This window comes from Candidatus Eremiobacterota bacterium, from assembly GCA_031082125.1.
Lineage (GTDB): Bacteria > Vulcanimicrobiota > CADAWZ01 > CADAWZ01 > Ess09-12 > Ess09-12.
In genome coordinates this window covers 50702-65732 of the sequence record JAVHLM010000018.1, presented here as the reverse complement: position 1 = coordinate 65732, position 15031 = coordinate 50702, and the positions used below count along the sequence as shown (strand labels likewise).

The 15031-nt window shown below is 55.2% G+C and carries 16 protein-coding genes; 8 read left to right on the top strand and 8 right to left on the bottom strand.

Going from position 1 to position 15031, the window contains the following annotated elements; all coding sequences use genetic code 11:
• The first annotated feature begins 18 nt into the window (after nt 1-18).
• From RDV48_19015 to RDV48_19005, 3 genes are all read left to right on the top strand, one after another.
• Complete coding sequence (locus tag RDV48_19015; GenBank protein MDQ7824898.1) at nt 19-930, top strand: leucine-rich repeat domain-containing protein; 912 nt, start codon at nt 19-21, stop codon at nt 928-930.
• A gap of 26 nt (nt 931-956) precedes the next feature.
• Complete coding sequence (locus RDV48_19010) at nt 957-2195, top strand: nicotinate-nicotinamide nucleotide adenylyltransferase (GenBank protein ID MDQ7824897.1); 1239 nt, start codon at nt 957-959, stop codon at nt 2193-2195.
• Nucleotides 2196-2259: 64 nt separating this feature from the next.
• Complete coding sequence (locus tag RDV48_19005) at nt 2260-2664, top strand: hypothetical protein (protein MDQ7824896.1); 405 nt, start codon at nt 2260-2262, stop codon at nt 2662-2664.
• Between the two features lie 44 nt (nt 2665-2708).
• Here RDV48_19005 and RDV48_19000 read toward each other — a convergent pair whose 3' ends face one another.
• On the bottom strand, nt 2709-3098 hold the full coding sequence (locus tag RDV48_19000) for a hypothetical protein (protein ID MDQ7824895.1): 390 nt from the start codon (nt 3096-3098) through the stop codon (nt 2709-2711).
• Between the two features lie 250 nt (nt 3099-3348).
• Between RDV48_19000 and RDV48_18995 the strand changes: the two genes are divergently transcribed.
• The 3 genes from RDV48_18995 (at nt 3349) to RDV48_18985 (ending at nt 5675) form a co-directional block, all read left to right on the top strand.
• Nucleotides 3349-4713: a hypothetical protein gene (locus RDV48_18995; protein MDQ7824894.1), complete on the top strand. Its 1365-nt coding sequence runs from the start codon at nt 3349-3351 to the stop codon at nt 4711-4713.
• A 133-nt stretch (nt 4714-4846) separates the two neighbouring features.
• A complete protein-coding gene (locus tag RDV48_18990; GenBank protein MDQ7824893.1) occupies nt 4847-5014 on the top strand; it encodes a hypothetical protein in 168 nt (55 codons plus the stop codon).
• 106 nt (nt 5015-5120) lie between these two features.
• Complete coding sequence (locus RDV48_18985) at nt 5121-5675, top strand: YkgJ family cysteine cluster protein (GenBank protein MDQ7824892.1); 555 nt, start codon at nt 5121-5123, stop codon at nt 5673-5675.
• Between the two features lie 3 nt (nt 5676-5678).
• Here RDV48_18985 and RDV48_18980 read toward each other — a convergent pair whose 3' ends face one another.
• From RDV48_18980 to RDV48_18960, 5 genes are all read right to left on the bottom strand, one after another.
• Nucleotides 5679-6857: an Ig-like domain-containing protein gene (locus tag RDV48_18980; GenBank protein MDQ7824891.1), complete on the bottom strand. Its 1179-nt coding sequence runs from the start codon at nt 6855-6857 to the stop codon at nt 5679-5681.
• A 138-nt stretch (nt 6858-6995) separates the two neighbouring features.
• The gene (locus RDV48_18975; protein ID MDQ7824890.1) at nt 6996-7223 is read right to left on the bottom strand and encodes a hypothetical protein; all 228 of its coding nucleotides are present in this window, start codon (nt 7221-7223) and stop codon (nt 6996-6998) included.
• An 80-nt stretch (nt 7224-7303) separates the two neighbouring features.
• Nucleotides 7304-9214, bottom strand: a complete 1911-nt coding sequence (locus tag RDV48_18970) for a prepilin-type N-terminal cleavage/methylation domain-containing protein (GenBank protein MDQ7824889.1) — start codon at nt 9212-9214, stop codon at nt 7304-7306.
• Between the two features lie 144 nt (nt 9215-9358).
• Nucleotides 9359-9898, bottom strand: coding sequence for a macro domain-containing protein (locus tag RDV48_18965; GenBank protein ID MDQ7824888.1), 540 nt, complete (start codon nt 9896-9898; stop codon nt 9359-9361).
• Between the two features lie 30 nt (nt 9899-9928).
• A complete protein-coding gene (locus tag RDV48_18960) occupies nt 9929-10372 on the bottom strand; it encodes a hypothetical protein (protein MDQ7824887.1) in 444 nt (147 codons plus the stop codon).
• Between the two features lie 202 nt (nt 10373-10574).
• Here RDV48_18960 and RDV48_18955 point away from each other — a divergent pair, with 202 nt between their 5' ends.
• Complete coding sequence (locus tag RDV48_18955; protein ID MDQ7824886.1) at nt 10575-11396, top strand: serine/threonine-protein kinase; 822 nt, start codon at nt 10575-10577, stop codon at nt 11394-11396.
• A gap of 27 nt (nt 11397-11423) precedes the next feature.
• Here the strand turns inward: RDV48_18955 and RDV48_18950 are convergent, their stop codons facing one another.
• The gene (locus tag RDV48_18950; protein ID MDQ7824885.1) at nt 11424-12188 is read right to left on the bottom strand and encodes a hypothetical protein; all 765 of its coding nucleotides are present in this window, start codon (nt 12186-12188) and stop codon (nt 11424-11426) included.
• A 120-nt stretch (nt 12189-12308) separates the two neighbouring features.
• On the opposite strand from RDV48_18950, the gene RDV48_18945 reads away from it, so the two are divergent.
• Nucleotides 12309-13715 (top strand): hypothetical protein, encoded by a 1407-nt coding sequence (locus tag RDV48_18945; GenBank protein MDQ7824884.1) that lies wholly within the window; start codon nt 12309-12311, stop codon nt 13713-13715.
• A gap of 41 nt (nt 13716-13756) precedes the next feature.
• Here RDV48_18945 and RDV48_18940 read toward each other — a convergent pair whose 3' ends face one another.
• Nucleotides 13757-14977: an MFS transporter gene (locus RDV48_18940; GenBank protein ID MDQ7824883.1), complete on the bottom strand. Its 1221-nt coding sequence runs from the start codon at nt 14975-14977 to the stop codon at nt 13757-13759.
• Nucleotides 14978-15031 lie beyond the last annotated feature (54 nt).

Sequence of the window (15031 nt, the reverse complement as noted above, 5' to 3'; positions counted from 1 at the left end):
ATAAGGAAAAGGTGCCCTATGAACTGGAAAATTCTTATTATAGCGGGAATTCTGGCCTGTGCCTTTCTGGCCGGCTCTCTTGAAGTACCAGGCAGGGAGGGGACTCTTCCCCCGCCTCTTGCGAAGGCCCTGAAGAACCCTGAGAGCGTCAAGGAGCTCGATCTCAGCTACCAGGATCTCAAGGCCGTCCCTCCGGAGATAGGAAAGCTTGTGAATCTTGAAAACCTTGACCTTAGCGGCAACAGCATCACCAGAATATCTCCCGAGCTTTTCAGCCTTGCGCGTCTGAAAGTTCTCTCTCTTGACAGGAACAACCTTACAGAGCTGCCGGACGGGTTCGGGAAGCTTGCCGCACTCGAGGACCTGAGCTTCCGCCATAACAGGCTGAAAAAGCTGCCTGATGATTTCGAGAAGATGAAGAGCCTCCACACACTCTGGCTTGAGCATAACCAGATGACGCCATTCCCTTCAGTGATAACGAGGCTTCCTTCAATCCAGACCCTCTACCTCACGGGAAACCATTTCCAGGCCGTGCCCCCGGCGATCGGCAGGCTGAAGAAGCTCCAGGCCCTCGAGCTTATGTGGAACAGGCTCGAAGGCATCCCTCCCGAGATAGGTGACCTTTCCAGCCTTACCTCGCTTGACCTGCGGGGCAACAAGATCAAGGCGCTGCCAAGAGAGATAGGGAAGCTTGGAAGGCTTGAATTCCTGTACCTGGGAGGGAATGGGCTCACCACCCTTCCAGAGGAGATTGGCGGACTCTCAAAGCTGCAGTTCCTCGCACTTGATCAGAACAGGCTCACCGCCCTTCCCGGGAGCCTTGGAAAGCTCACAGGCCTCAGGACGTTCCACCTTATAAAGAATCCTCTCTCAAGCGAGGAGAAAAAGAAGATAAAAGCCCTCCTTCCCGGCACGGCTGTGACATTCTGAGAATGAGAAAGGAGAAGTGCCTTCCATTGAAGCGCTTTATTATCATTGCTGCAATCGCGGGGCTTTTTCTTACCGCGGCAGCCCCTTCCCGGGCACTTGCGAAAAATATCGGCTTCTACTCGGGAACCTTTGATCCCCCCCACCAGGGCCATATTGCCCTGTCCCTCAAGGCCGTCGAGCTCCTTGACCTTGACAGGCTTTACATGCTTCCGAATTACGAGCCCTCTCACAAGCCCAATGCATCCTCCTTTGCGCAGCGCTATGAAATGATGGAGCTGGTTGTCATGAGGCACAAGGCACTCTGCCTCCCTGGCAGGGAGGAGTTCCCCAGGGCTTACATGGCGGGGGGCACTGAATACCTCACGGTACTCATTTCCAGAATCAGAGAGCTTGAAGGCGAAGAGGGAAATGCTTTTTTTCATCTCTGTGGCACCGATTCCTTCAACAGGATGAGGGAGAGCGGAAGGCTCCCTTCCGCCGGAGAGAACAGGATTGTTGCCGTATTCCGGAGGAAGGGCTATTCCGAAGTGATTACCGCCGGGGTGAAGGACCTTGAGGCCAGGGGAAAGGTAAGGTTCTTTGACGTCGATATCCCGGAGCTGAGCTCCTCCGCGGCAAGGGCCCTCTTTGCCAGGGGAGAGGTCCCTGATGAAACAGTGTGTCCCTGCTATATTTCCTGGTATGCGGAGCGGGAGAAGCTCTATGGCTTTCCTGAGAAGCCCCTCTCGCTTGGTGACCTCGAGAAAGCCGGGATTCAAGGTTTCACCGTGTCGGAGATGCCGCTGCCACCATTCTCTTTCAGCAGGCACATGAAAGAGCATCCTGCCGGGGATTTCACCATGAGCCATGGGAAAAGCTCCGCGGGATCCGGTGAGCTCCTTCCCTCAGAGGCGCCTCCCGGCCTCCTGTATCTCGTCGCTTCCAGAAAGACGCTTTTTTCCATAGTCTTCCTGCCCTTGCGGGAAGCCCTTCCCTGGGTCAGGTCCCGGGGCTATGAGAAGGCAGTGGTTTTTAAGCCTGAAAAGGCCGGTGAGGGAGAAGGCTTCTATTATGTGGCAGCCCTCAGGGACGGAAGGCTCCAGGTCTTTGCCGGAACCGCAAGGAGGGAGGCCTTCATGCCCCTCCTCGGGAAGTGGGAAAGGTTTCTCCTCATGAATCTCCTCATTGAGGCAGCGGGCTTCAGGATTTTTTCTCCCGAAGAACGCCGGTCCCTCATTATCCCCTTGGCGCTGATGGCAGGATCTTTCACTTCTGCTAAGAACTAAAACTGATAAAGCGCCTCCAATCCGGGGAAGACTGGCGGTGCTCAATAAAGGAGGGGAGAAATCAATGAGAAAAATCTTTGTCATGATAGTGCTTATTTCAGTCCTGGTGTCGTCTTCGCTCTTTTCGCCTGTTCCTGCCGCCTCTGAAAATGACGACGTGGTCACCATATCGAAGAGCATCAAGGCACTGGCCAATGCCGTGGAGCTCTGGGCGAACGCCCACAAGGGGAAGTATCCGACATCAGGCGAGTTTTACACTGACGAGTTCCTCAAATACGTCAAGAAAGCCGATGTGAACGAGTTCAAAAACAGCCTGCGCTGCCCCCTTTCGGGGAGGTATTTCAACTATCAGCGCCTCCAGAGCACCAAGGACTATATCATCTCCTGCCCAAGGCCTTACCAGTACGGCATGAAATCAATCTACTACCAGCGGAGCAAGGGCGTAGTCATACAGGAGCCGGCAAAATAAAAGAGGGCCGCTGTCCATCAACGGCCCTTCTTTTTGTTAGTGGGCTAGGTGGGATCACCGGGCTTCTGGGGCCCGCCGCTTCCGGGAGCTCCAGGAGGCGGTGCGCCGGGACCGCCGGGTCCGCCAGGACCGCCGCCGCCGGGTCCTTCGCCGGGGGCATCACCTTCCGGTCCCGCAGGGCCATCGTCAGTCTTGTTGAGTTCCGGCTTGGGGCCCTTGGCGTCCTGGGCCATCTGGTCTTCCAGCGAGTCATCATCAGACTCGAAGGAGTCCGTGGGGCTGTAATAGGAGCTTGAGTCAGAGCTCTCCTGCGGAGGCGGAGGGGGCGGCGCCTGCTGGGAGTCGCTGCTGCCCTGTGATGCCAGTGACTGCAGAAGCTGAATTATTGACGAGCCTGCCGAACCGATTGATCCAATGCTGCCTAACAAGTCCATTTTTTTCTTCCTCCTTCAACTGCGTGCTATGGTTTCATTGTAACGGCCGGTCCTCAAAAAAAACACAAGGGGAGCTCAAGAAAAGCTCAAAATACTGAATAGAAAGTTAATTCTTTCCGGGAGAGCGTTAATTTCCCGGCAGGGCCGACAGGCCTGCCATTTCAGCCATATATGCCATAAAGGTATTGGAAAAGATGAATCGAATGGAATTGAGGAAAGCCCCGATGGGGATGAGCAGGGAGGAATCGCAATGGAGCAGGAGGATGAACCGGGAGTTCCCGGCAAGGAGCAGGAAGGCTCATCGAGAGCTGCAAAGATTGTCACGATAGTAATGGCAGTGCTCTGCGCCATCGTGGGAATCTCCGTGATGGTATTCTACTTTTTCCTTGATGTGAGACTCACGGACAGGGCACGGTGCGAGGAGATCCTGCGGGTGACAATGAAAAGGCTCCAGAATGAGGATAACATCCCTGCGGATAAGAATGGCTACTATGATTTTGCCCCTTTCTGTGAGAAAAATGCCCCGGAAAAGCTAAAGGAGCCTTACCTGAGCCTGTCAAAGGTCTGTGAAGGCATTCCCCGAGATATCGGGAAGAGCCTTGGAAAGAAAAGGGAGAAGACTGAGAAGGCCTTGAAGGATTTCTCCCAGGTTCTTCCCGGGATTGAAAAGACTCTCGAAAAGCCTTCATTCATCATCCCGTCACGGGGAGATTACGGCTTGAACGGCCCGGTGAGCAATTACCTTGCCTTGAGAGCACTGGCTCAAAGCCTCGCCACTTACGGTCTCTACCAGGAAATGCAGAAAAATCCTGAAACGGCGGTGAAATGCTACATTCTCGACATACAATTCGGGGCAAAGCTTGCCATGAGCGGCAATCTCATCACGCAGATGATATCGGTGGCCATTCAGGCTATCGGAGACGTGCCTCTTCATTGCCTGCTTGCCGGGGGCGGCATGAAAAGCAGTTGTTACAAGGATATAATTGCCCGGCTCGAGAGCCTCCCTGCCGCAGACGGCAATTTCCTCGACGCCATGGATGAGGAATACACCAGGACTATAAACAATTTTGATTACTGGATGACAGGCCAGACAGCGAGGGCGCAGCAGTTTCCCGTGAATATCCGCCCTGAAAAGCTCAAGATCATTATCTTGCGCGAGAAGAAGCTTTATATGAACCTCTCTATCAAGTACCGTCCCTGCTTTGAAACTCTTTCCATGCCTGCCGATCTTGGCCTGAACCTCACTGCCGATCTCGCGGCTCTCCAAAAAAAGGGAGCGATACTCTGCTCCATCTATTATCCCAATGTCACCCGCGCCCTTGCCCATAAGAAGTTCATTCTCACCAGGATCTCCGCACTCAAGATATTGGCGGCCCTCCAGGCTTATAAAAGTGACAGGGGATCCTACCCGCCGCGGCTTGAAGATCTCTGCCCGGGCTATCTCAAAGAAGTGCCCCGCGATTACATGAGCAAGGAGGGAACCTTTCTCTATTCATTGAAAGACAAGTCCTTTACCCTCGCCTCCCAGTCATATATTTACCGCGAAATCACCACCAACAGGCTGACTGATGTATTCTCCTATTTTCCTCCCGACAAGAATGTCTTCATGCAGTGAAAATAGGGAAATGAAATTTACCTTTTTTTAACCTCTTTTATTTTTTTATGAGCTTTTTTTGGAGATCCTGTGAGGGAGCCCTGGTATCATGAGAATGCAGGGAATAAGAAGCAAAACAAAGGAGGCAACAAAAATGGATGCAATATCAGGAATCGGCTCAGGCGGTTACGGCTCGAAGTGGGACAATTACAAGGATTTTCTTGATAATCTGAAGAACGGCGGCACAAGCCAGACCCAGGGCCAGAAGCCCCCCAAGCCTCCCAAGCCACCGCAGAGCGGCGGAGGCGGAGATTCCGAATAAGGAGCACAACGCTCCAGGCCTTCCCCGGGCCGCCCTCTCTGGGCGGCTTCTTGTTTTATTATAAGCATCACACTATGGTATAATAGGTGAAAAAGGAGCCCCGCCTATGAAAGATATCTGCGCTTCCTGCACCACGAACTGCTGTGAGAATTACACCGTGTTCATCAATGGATTTGATCTCTACCGGATCGTGGAGCACACCGGACTTCACCCTTCAAAGTTCGTGAACCTTTACAGCGATGTGGAGGAGGGGGGCAGGGACTATCATTTCACCCTCGGGGAAGACCTGTGGCTCAAGATGAGCCTCACCAGCGAGGAGAAAGGCGCATGCACATTTCTTGAAAAATCTGAAGAGAGAGGAAAGTGCGCCATTCACCCATTCCGCCCCAATGTCTGCAGAGGGTACCCCTTTGAGCTTGTCAAGGGTAAGCTGCGCCACATCGAGAAAGTCTTCTGCCCCTCACGGTGGGAGCCCGGTGATGCGGAGAAGGAGAATTTCAGAAAGGCCATAGAAGCAATGGACAGTGATTACCGCGCCTATCATGCCATGGTAAAGCGCTGGAATGAAATGGCCGTGCGGGAACCTGGGAAACAGCACCATCCCGATGAATTCATGCGGTACGTGCTTGGAGAGGTAAAAAAGGCTCTGGCCAGTCCGTAAGTCTTACACTGACAGGTGCTCGAACTCAATAATCCTGGAAACACCCGGCGTTGTTGCTGATTCGCCTTTTATGGTCACCTTGCCTGAATGTTTGCCCGGCTGATAGGTTGCAGTGGCGCCTCCCTGCTCAGAGGTCTTTGCAATGGGATCGATGGTGCCGTCGCCTTCAATGATCCTGAACTTGATGGCCTCCCCGGCGGCAGGGTTCCCGTTGCTGTAAAAAAGCGATGCCTTGATGATGATGCCCGATGTATCGCCGTGGGAGAACTCTTTTTTATCTGATTCCAGGTCCAGCTTGTTTATTTTTATCAGCTTGACGGAGACTTTCTGGGGATCGCCGGGGGCCTCTTCAAGCACTGCCGAGATCACCTGCGTTCCCACGTCGGTGCCGGCAGTGTAGCAGTTGGTGAACTCGCCGTTTACCAGCTGCCCCGCCTCATCTTTGAGGCGCCCGTTTTCATCCCTGAGCGAGAAGGAGATGTTCCCTGAAAGGGGCTTCCCGGACTTGTCCATCGCGCAGACCTTGATGAAGCACTTGCTTTTACCGTCGGCAAGGAGGGTGTTGTTATCAACACTTATAGTCATCAGCGGCGCGCCTTTAACCGGATCAGCAGCGGGGGAAGGGAGCAGTGCCTCGGGGAGAGCCGCTTCCTGCGATGAGGAGATATTGATGGCTTCTTCCTCAACCGTTTCCGCCGGAGAGAGGATTTTCGTCGTCATTCTCACCAAGGGCTTCTGGGGAGCCGACTTTTTGAATGACCAGTCAAAGAGGTTCTCCAGGAAATTGGGGCGTACCGACAGGGATTTGCCTTCTCTTTCAACGGTAACGATCATTCCTATGACCTGGCTTCCCGGGACGGCCTCTATGTACTCGGAAGAGGGCATTTCCACCATCAGCGAGACATCATCAATCCTTCTGCCGTATCTCATCTTCCTCACCTTGGCGTACTTCACTTTTCCCTGGCTCCGGAAGAGAATTATCTCGCCCTTATTATAGCTCTGCCCCGAGTTTTTCTTCATCAGCGTGGCGATGTCGCCCCTTATCACCTTGGGCGGGCAGCCTTCGTCCTCGACCCGGAATCGGGCTCCCTGGCTTTTCAGCTGGTCATTCAGGAAGATGGTCTTTCTGACGAGACTTTCAGCCTGTTTTCTTCTTCTTTCGTGTTCCCCGGTGTCAAACATGGATTATCCCCTTTTTTGATATGCTGGCAGAAAGTGAGTAAAATTTTTGTTACAGGTGCTGTCGTTAATTCTCTTAATATTTTCTTTGTCCTCTAATTTCTTTTCATGCTGTTCGGCATGCCCTCAAGAGTTCCGGGGTCATTTCACGGAGGCCCCGCAGGAACCGCAGAAGGCATCGCCCTTTTTCATCGCCGCCCCGCACTGCCCGCAGAAAGGTGACTCCTGGATTTTCGGCTCCTGCGGTACCTCTTCTGAAGCAACCCGGGGAGTGCTCTTCTTCAGCTTTTTTATACCATTCCATGCCATGATGAAAAGGAAAAAGCCTATTACAAATCCCATGATGCATGAGAAAGTGCCAGTCTGCATCGCAAGCCCTCTTTCTGTAGATTCACGAAATGGTAAAAGTATTCTCCGGGACCTGCGGCGGTCCTTCCTGCCGGAAATTTTCAGGGAGCTCCCTCAGGTGTTTCCCCGCCCGCCAGCAGATTCTCGGTGCCGCATGCAGGGCAGCAGACCGACGGCGGAAGGGCATGCCCCTCCATGAGATGAAGGGGCAGCCTTATATTTTCTCCACAGTTCCTGCATGCGATGATCGTGGGGCGCACGGTCCCGCAGTAGGGGCAGTAGGGCGTATCCTCGCCGCTTTGCCCGCACTGCATGCAGTGGATGCCTCCTCCAGGAGCCGGCTTTTCCCCCTTTGCTCCCCTATCCGAGGCCAGGGAGTTTATATCCTCCTCGACGGACTCAATTGAAAAAGGCAGGGAGCTCCTGCAGGCGTTAATCCTGTTTTCGATACTGGTACGCATGTCCTGGCGGCTGTAAAAATCCTTTACCCCTCTCATTCTGGAGAGCTCCACCGGGAGCTTGTCATATTCGTCGAGAGAAGATTTGAGCTGCTTCCTGCTCTCGGCCAGTTCTTTTTCAAGCTCGGGGGAACGGCCATGCCTTATCCCCGCCGTCAGCTCCCCTGCTTTCCTGTCAAGCTCCCTGGCCCTGGCAATGTCCTCGCCGAGCTTTTTGAGATCCTCCTCCACGTTCCCCTCGAGGGTCTCTGTCCATTTTTCCCTGTTTGCCAGCAGCTTTTTCAGGGTAAACGTGGCAAAGCCCACAATGAGCAGGGCAGAGGCGATATAGAAATAATCCCTGAGCGGGCCGCCGTAAACGCCGTTGACTGCCAGGCCCAGGGTAAATATGGCGAGGGGCAGAGTCCTGGTGAGGGCGAACCTTATGTCTATTATCCATGAGACATGGAACACGAGGAATGGAAGTGAGAGCGCCGCTGCAAGGAGCATGGCGTTCATCGTTGAGACGTCGCCCCTGAAGCCCAGGACGGCAAATATGATGAAGAACAGCGAGTAGGTGAGGGCCAGAAGCAGGAAGTGGGCCCACCTGAAGCGGTGCAGGCCGCCGGGCTGGTAAAGCTCGGCAAGATACCAGAAGCCCGCGCCGAAAAGGAACACCGCCAGGGCCACGAGCTTGCAGAGAAGGAGCACCCTCCCGATGGGGCTCTGGGCCGCGGGGAGCTCAATCACGATGGGGCGGTAGGTGACAAGGTTGTCAAATTTCCATGTAATGGTGTTCCCTGCCATGGCGGTGGGCTGGAGGGCGTAGTCAGGTATGGAGAACGAAGGATTTCCTTCCATATCAAGCGTGATGGATATGGCCTTGACCCTGTTTGAGGGGGGGAGCATATACCTGAAGCTGTCCCTTCCCTGGGAGACAAAGGTCACATCGGCCGTGACGGGAGCAGTCCATGAAAGCTCAGAAGGCTTGTTCGCCTCGGTATTTGAAGGTCCTTTTCCATCGGCAGTGCCCGGGTCTTTGCCTATGGGCCTGCCTGCCCAGAATATGCCCTGCCCGTCATAGATGACGTTGTCAGGCTCATACTCGGTGCCGTTCGATGAGAGCTTCAGGGAGACGTCCCGGGCTTCCGTGGTATACTCGGGAAACCTGAAGTCCAGTATTACCCTTTTACCGGTCTCCTGCGGTGTAGAGAGGATGAAGCTGCCCTTGTAGCGGGCTTCATAGCGGGTATAGACATCCATGCCGATTCTCTTGTGGCTTGATGCGATTTTTATGGAGATATCGGCTGATTCTGTTACAGGGAAAATGCCGTCCTGGGGCCTTTTCAGCTCTTCGCCGGGAGGGTGGGCGGCCTTCTGGGCAACCTTGGAGGTCTCAAGGTCAATGCTGGATTTCATGGCCCTTGCCCTGGCCCTGAGAAAGTTGGGGATGAGTATGGCCGAAACGATGGCGATGATGGCCACCACGATCATCAGCTCTATGAGGGTGAAGGCCTTTCGTCTCTTTACCCTTAAGGGCCTCTCAATGGCAGTAAGCGGTTTATTTCTGCTCATGGTCACTCCTGCTTTATCTCTGTCATATATGCTCTTGAGTATAATGATACCGTCTGGTACACCCTTGAGCATGCTCTTTCTGTGATGAAATTCACCGCCATGGGCTCATTCCCTCCCGGCAGACTTGCGCCGGTTTTTGAGATATCAGCGCCTGAGGCGGCGGGCAAAGGCCTCGTGAACCCGCGCGTCGGGAAGGCAGAAGACCACCTGGGGAAAAGACCCGCCCTTCCTTTCGATATGCCTGGCCTTTACCACGTCAACAAGAAGCTGCGCCGCCGTCTCGTGGGCGATGCCTCCCGCCGTGCCAAGGGCACAGAGGGCCACAGCCGGAACCTGGAGCCTCAATGCTTCATCCAGGATGCGGCCCATGGCCGGCACAAGCCATCCCGGCGATTCCGGCGTGTGCTTCGGAGTCGAAACCACGTGGGCGATCCACTTCACTCCCGTGGATTCAAGGCCGAAGGAAGGTGTCACTACCACCGTTCCGAGTTTCCTGTCTGTCTTTGAAAGCTGCTCCCGGGCTGCGTCCTGGACCTCGACCCCCGCGGCCACCATCACTGCCTGGGCAGTGGCGCCGATCATCTGGCCCGTATGGTTGATGCCATAGGCAATCATCTCGCGGCCCGAGCCCTCGAGCCGCCCGGTGGAGAGCTCTATTAAAGCACCTTTTGTCTCTTCTCCCATGATTCCCCCCTTGTGAGTGCAGGTCTTATTTCAGTCGCTCCAGTTCTCGGAGAAGGCCCCTGTCGAGATATGGTAGACCTTCTCGAGATGGACCTTGGCCTCCCGGTATTTCAGGTCATCTATGAAGTAAAATATCACTTCCTCGTCGTCGCGGGAGATGATCCTCACCAGTGAAGGCTCACGGAGCAGGATGGGCGAGCCCTGGAACATGAGCTTCCAGGAGAGGAGCTTTTTCCATTCTACATGCTTCGTGCCGTCAGCTCCGCGATAAATGTCAATTACGGTCACCTTTTCCGTGTTGTACATGACGGCATAGAAGGCAAGGAGCTTGTTGCCGGGGTTCATGCGAAGGCAGTCACGGTCAATCACTTTCCTGCCTGCGGGATCGGGGGGGAACTCGGGGCTCTGGCTGAAGACCGCCCTGCATTGAAAAAAAAACAGCAGAAGGACAGTAATGAATGCGAAATGTTTCATGATATCCTCCTTCTTGTGCCTGCAATGCACCTTGCAGGGCACAACAGTCATGATTCGATGCAGTGAGGGTGATTTCCTGTACGGCTCTGGAGCGGAGCCGTGAGCCGGGATTCTGCCTTTCCTGAAAGGAATATCATCAATCCCTTCAAGAATTCTTTCAAGGTCCGGATTTCATTTTCGAGCACATGAGAGGGGGAAGGGCATGGCAGAGGCAAATCTCAAAAAAGGCGATTCCGTAGGGAAAAAGTACGAAGTCATCGGCGTGCTCTCGCAGAGCGAGAGAAGCACTGTCTATCTCGCCGAGGAGAAGGCGGCAAAAAACCGCCGCGCCATCAAGGAAATATGGAGCGGCATGCCTGAAGGCGAAGAGAAGAACCTGGCCAAGGATCACTTTGTCCGCGAGCTGAGAATACTGGGCTCCCTTGAGGAAGCGGGGATACCGCGCTTTACCGAGGGCCTCTCGCTGGGCTCCTGGCATTACCTCGTGATGGAGTATATCGATGGTGAGACCCTCGAGGTGATGAAAAAGCTCCGCGGCAGGCCTTTCCCTGTCAAAGAGGTCATTCACTGGGGACGCCATATTGCAAGGACCCTCCACTACCTACACAACAGGGAGACGCCCATTGTCCACAAGAACCTCCAGCCCGCCCACCTGGTGGTCTCCACCGACGGGGCAGTCAAGCTCATAGATTTCGGGATTGCAAGGTTTTTCTGCGACTTCAAGCTTAAAGACACCTTTATAATGGGAACGCCCGGTTTTGCCGCCCCGGAGCAGTATGGCAAGAAGCAGACCACCCATCTCACCGACATCTATGCCCTGGGCGCCACGCTCTATGCGCTCCTCACCGACGAGGACCCCCAGCGCTTTGTCTTCAATTTCCCCCCTCTCAGGAAATTCAACAGGGAAGTGCCGCCCTGGCTTGAAAAGCTCATCGCCCGCTGCCTTGAGGAGGACCCGAGGAGAAGGCCCAGGAATGCCTTCGTGATAAGGGAGGAGCTGGAAAAGAAAGGGATGAAGCTGTAACAGGAAGAGATGGGGCCGCTCCAGAAGCTACGCGCCTTCAGGAGGCTTTTTCCTTCTCAAGAGGGTATACAGGCGCCAGGCGACAAGAACCAGTATCACTGCCACGATGGTGCCGATGCAGAATCCGGTGCATGATTCCCAGGCCAGTATCTCCATGTCGGTGAATGACCTTGCAAAGGCATCAACTTCGGGGAGCCGTGACGGATCAGTGAAGGCGCCCATGATGAATACCATCCTGCCCATGGCGACACTCCAGTAGCCTGCGGTGCAATAAACCTTCCGGCTCCTATCTTCTGCTTTGATGATCGCGCCTTCAAACCGGGTGGAGCCCTCTCTGTAGGGTATCTGAGCCCATGATCGGGAAGAGAGAAAGCTCCTGAACTCGGAAGGCTTCTCATAGAGCACGTTCTGGGATAGCACCATGTATTTGTAAATAAATCGTTCTGCATTGGTAAAGTCCTGCGATGAAGGGTGCCGGACCATCATGAACACCAGATAATCATCATTCCGTGTGTTCACGGCGACATAGATTTCTCCGGGCGCCAGCTCATCATTTGTAGGTTCCTCGGGTGCATTCACTCCACTGCTCTGTTTGGCTTTTTTCACATAGTACCACTTCCAGCCTGCACCCGGTGAGGCAATTGAGTATGTACCGAGTGAAAGGCGGCTGCCGCTGAGCCTCTCAGGGGGAACGGGCTTGAGAGATGGGGAGAGGGGACTTGCCTCAAGGGAAGCGTCACAGGCTGAGAGGAGCAGGAGGAAAGCTGCGGCGATGATAAATACTTTTTTCATGAAATATAAGATTCCATGGCAGGAGATGGCATCCTTCAGGGGAAGGAGGGGGCCGGGGGAGGGGAATAAAATTTTTCCCAGGGCTACTATCAGGTTATAGAGTTATGAAAGGAGCTTTCCATGAAAAGAATACTCATGCTCACACTTCTTATGCTTCTCGCCGCTCAAGCGGTCCCGGCGGGGCAGAAGCCGTCATCGACGACCGCCCCGGCCGAAAAGGACTACAAGGCCTACCAGTCAGTCATCCAGCAGTGCGCCTCGATGGTAGGCAATGGTGAAGCCCAGAAGCTTGCCCAGCGCCATGGCCTCCAGATCCTGAATGTCACGTGGGAGGACACGGGACGCTACAAGGGCTCGTCCGTGGGCCCAAATATCAGCGACATGACCATCCAGGTGCAGCAGCAGGATCCCTCGACGCAGCAGTACCAGCTCACCTGCATGCCTGTCATCAGGTACCCCAATTTTGAAGACAAGAGCGGCGACATATCGCCCGACAGCTTCTACCTCCTCGTGGGAAACCAGAAGGGGCTCCCGCTGAAAAAGGTCACCCTCTCGAATTTTCTCAAGAACATCAGGCAGTATCTCACTGATTCCAAATCATGGAAGGGGAAGGGCCAGTCTCTTTTCGCTCCTTCCCGCGATACCCACGTGCTGGTGAGCGCCCAGGCCTGTTTCCTCCCCGTGCCCAAAAAGGGGATTGCAGAGTTTAATCCCGTTCTTTTCAATTACCAGTCTTATGAAGGCGATCCGGCTGTTCTTACCATCCTCTGCACCCGCGAGGGCACAAGCGCCACCGTCATTGACAACAAGCGCGACGGCTTTGCCGCGGGGATGACCTGGGGGCAGCGCCTCTTCTTCAACCAGAAGGGGGAGCGCGCCTCCCTCACAGGGACACGCCTGAGTGATTACAAGGAAGAGCGGGGCACGCAGAAAGCAACGGGGAAGAGCGCCGAAGCAGCAGGCCAGGGAGGCCTCAACATGGTGCTCCTTGTCCAGGTGCCTCTCAAACAGAAGAATCCCATGCGATTTAAAGGGCAGGAATGCAGCAGCGGGGCCCCTGGTGCTCCCTGCAAAGCGACCTGCTCCCGCAGCGACGTGGAAGAGGCCGTCATAGGCCATGGCAAGATTGAGGGGCCTTTCACCGAGCTGGCCGACCTTTCCATAGAGCGTGATGAAAAGTTCCCCGTGAGGGTCACCGTGCAGTTCTACAAGGCCACAAGCAACGGCGTGGTTTCTGAAAAAGATATCAGCGATATAGCGAGCCAGATCAACAAGGTTTACAAAGAGGCAGATTACGTGGGGAGCCTCGTGACAGGCGGCAAAACAGGGCGTCCCACCGAGTATGACGGCGACAAGTTCGAGCCCCCGGACTGGTGGGATTCATTCTGGAAGCGTCACCAGCAGAACACGGGCCTCACCCCCGAGGAGACCATCAGGATGCTCAGGAAGCTTTACGGCCCCAATTACACGCCGCGGAGCGAGAAGGAGCTCGAGGGAAAGATGAAGACTCTGAAAAAGAGCCAGTAACGGAGCATTCAAGTCAGGTGCCATGAGGGATCGGGCTTGTATCAATCAGCCGGCTCCTCATTCTTTGGTGCCCCGGCTCTGCTTTTCCATGTCTCCATCACCCGGTACAGCCCGAGACCCGCCAGGGCCGCAATGCCGGAAAAAATATACATGGCCGCATAGCCCGAACCGCTCGCGATTGCCCCGCAGAGAAAGGAGCCGACGAAGGAGCCGGCATCGGCAGCGGCAGTGAAGAGGGCATTGCCGGAGCCCCTGTCGCCGGTCCCGGCGCGCTCGAACATGAGGGCGTTCATCGCGGGGTACACAATGCCGTGGCCGCAGCCCAGGAAGAAGCCTATTGCCTGGGGGATGTGCCAGGGGGCCGCAAGGGCAAGCTGGCCCAGGGCCTGGAAAAAGATGCCGGGGATTATGACGGTGACCCGGCCGAAGCGGTCTGCTGCTCTCCCCGCCACGAGCCTGGAGAGAATGGCGCCGGCGGCGTAATAGGGAAAAAATGACGAAGCGCTCCCGAGGCCCGCGCTTTTGAGGTACGGCGCGGCAAAGTTGTGAATGGCTCCAATGGAGGCCCCGAACACGGCGGCGATGAACACGACGGCCAGCACTTCGGGGCGCCTGAGAAGACCGAAAAACCCGCTCTGTGCCTTGCCGGGGTGGTGATTTCCCGCGGGGAGAAAGAGTGTGCACAGGCTTCCCAGCAGCACAAGCAGCGAGGCGCCCCCGAAAAACAATGCGCTGTTGCCGTTCGCGAGCCGCATCATGTATTCCCCCGCCAGGGGGCCGGTGGCGTTGGAGGAGAGACCGGCGATGCCGAAAATGCCAATCCCCTCAGCGAGGCGGTCCTGTGGCACGTAGTCGGCGATCCAGGTCCAGATGGCCGTGAAGAAAAGGGCGAAGAAAAGGCCGTGGACCACCCTGAGAAGGGAGAGTGAAAAGAACGAGGCCTGAAGCCAGGGATAGAGCAGAATGAGCGCTCCCGAGGTGAAGGAACCGATTATGATGAAAAGCTTCCTGCCCTTCCTGTCTATCCATCCTCCGAAGAAAGGGCGCCCCGCGAAGGCCGCGAGGGAGGTGAGGCCCATGAGGAAGCCGATTTGCATGTCGTTTCTGCCCATCTCCTTGAGCTCCAGGGGGTAAAGGATGAAAAACTGGCCTCCCGTGGAGATAAGGAAGAACCCGCCAAGAGCCAGCAGGTAAGGCCACGTGAAGAGGAAGTGGCGTTTCCCGCCTATGGCGGGAGGAGGTGTGACTCTGTAATGTGTCATTGATTCAGTGCATGGGCCGGGATCTCTGCCTTGGAGGCCCTCTCGGGCAAAATT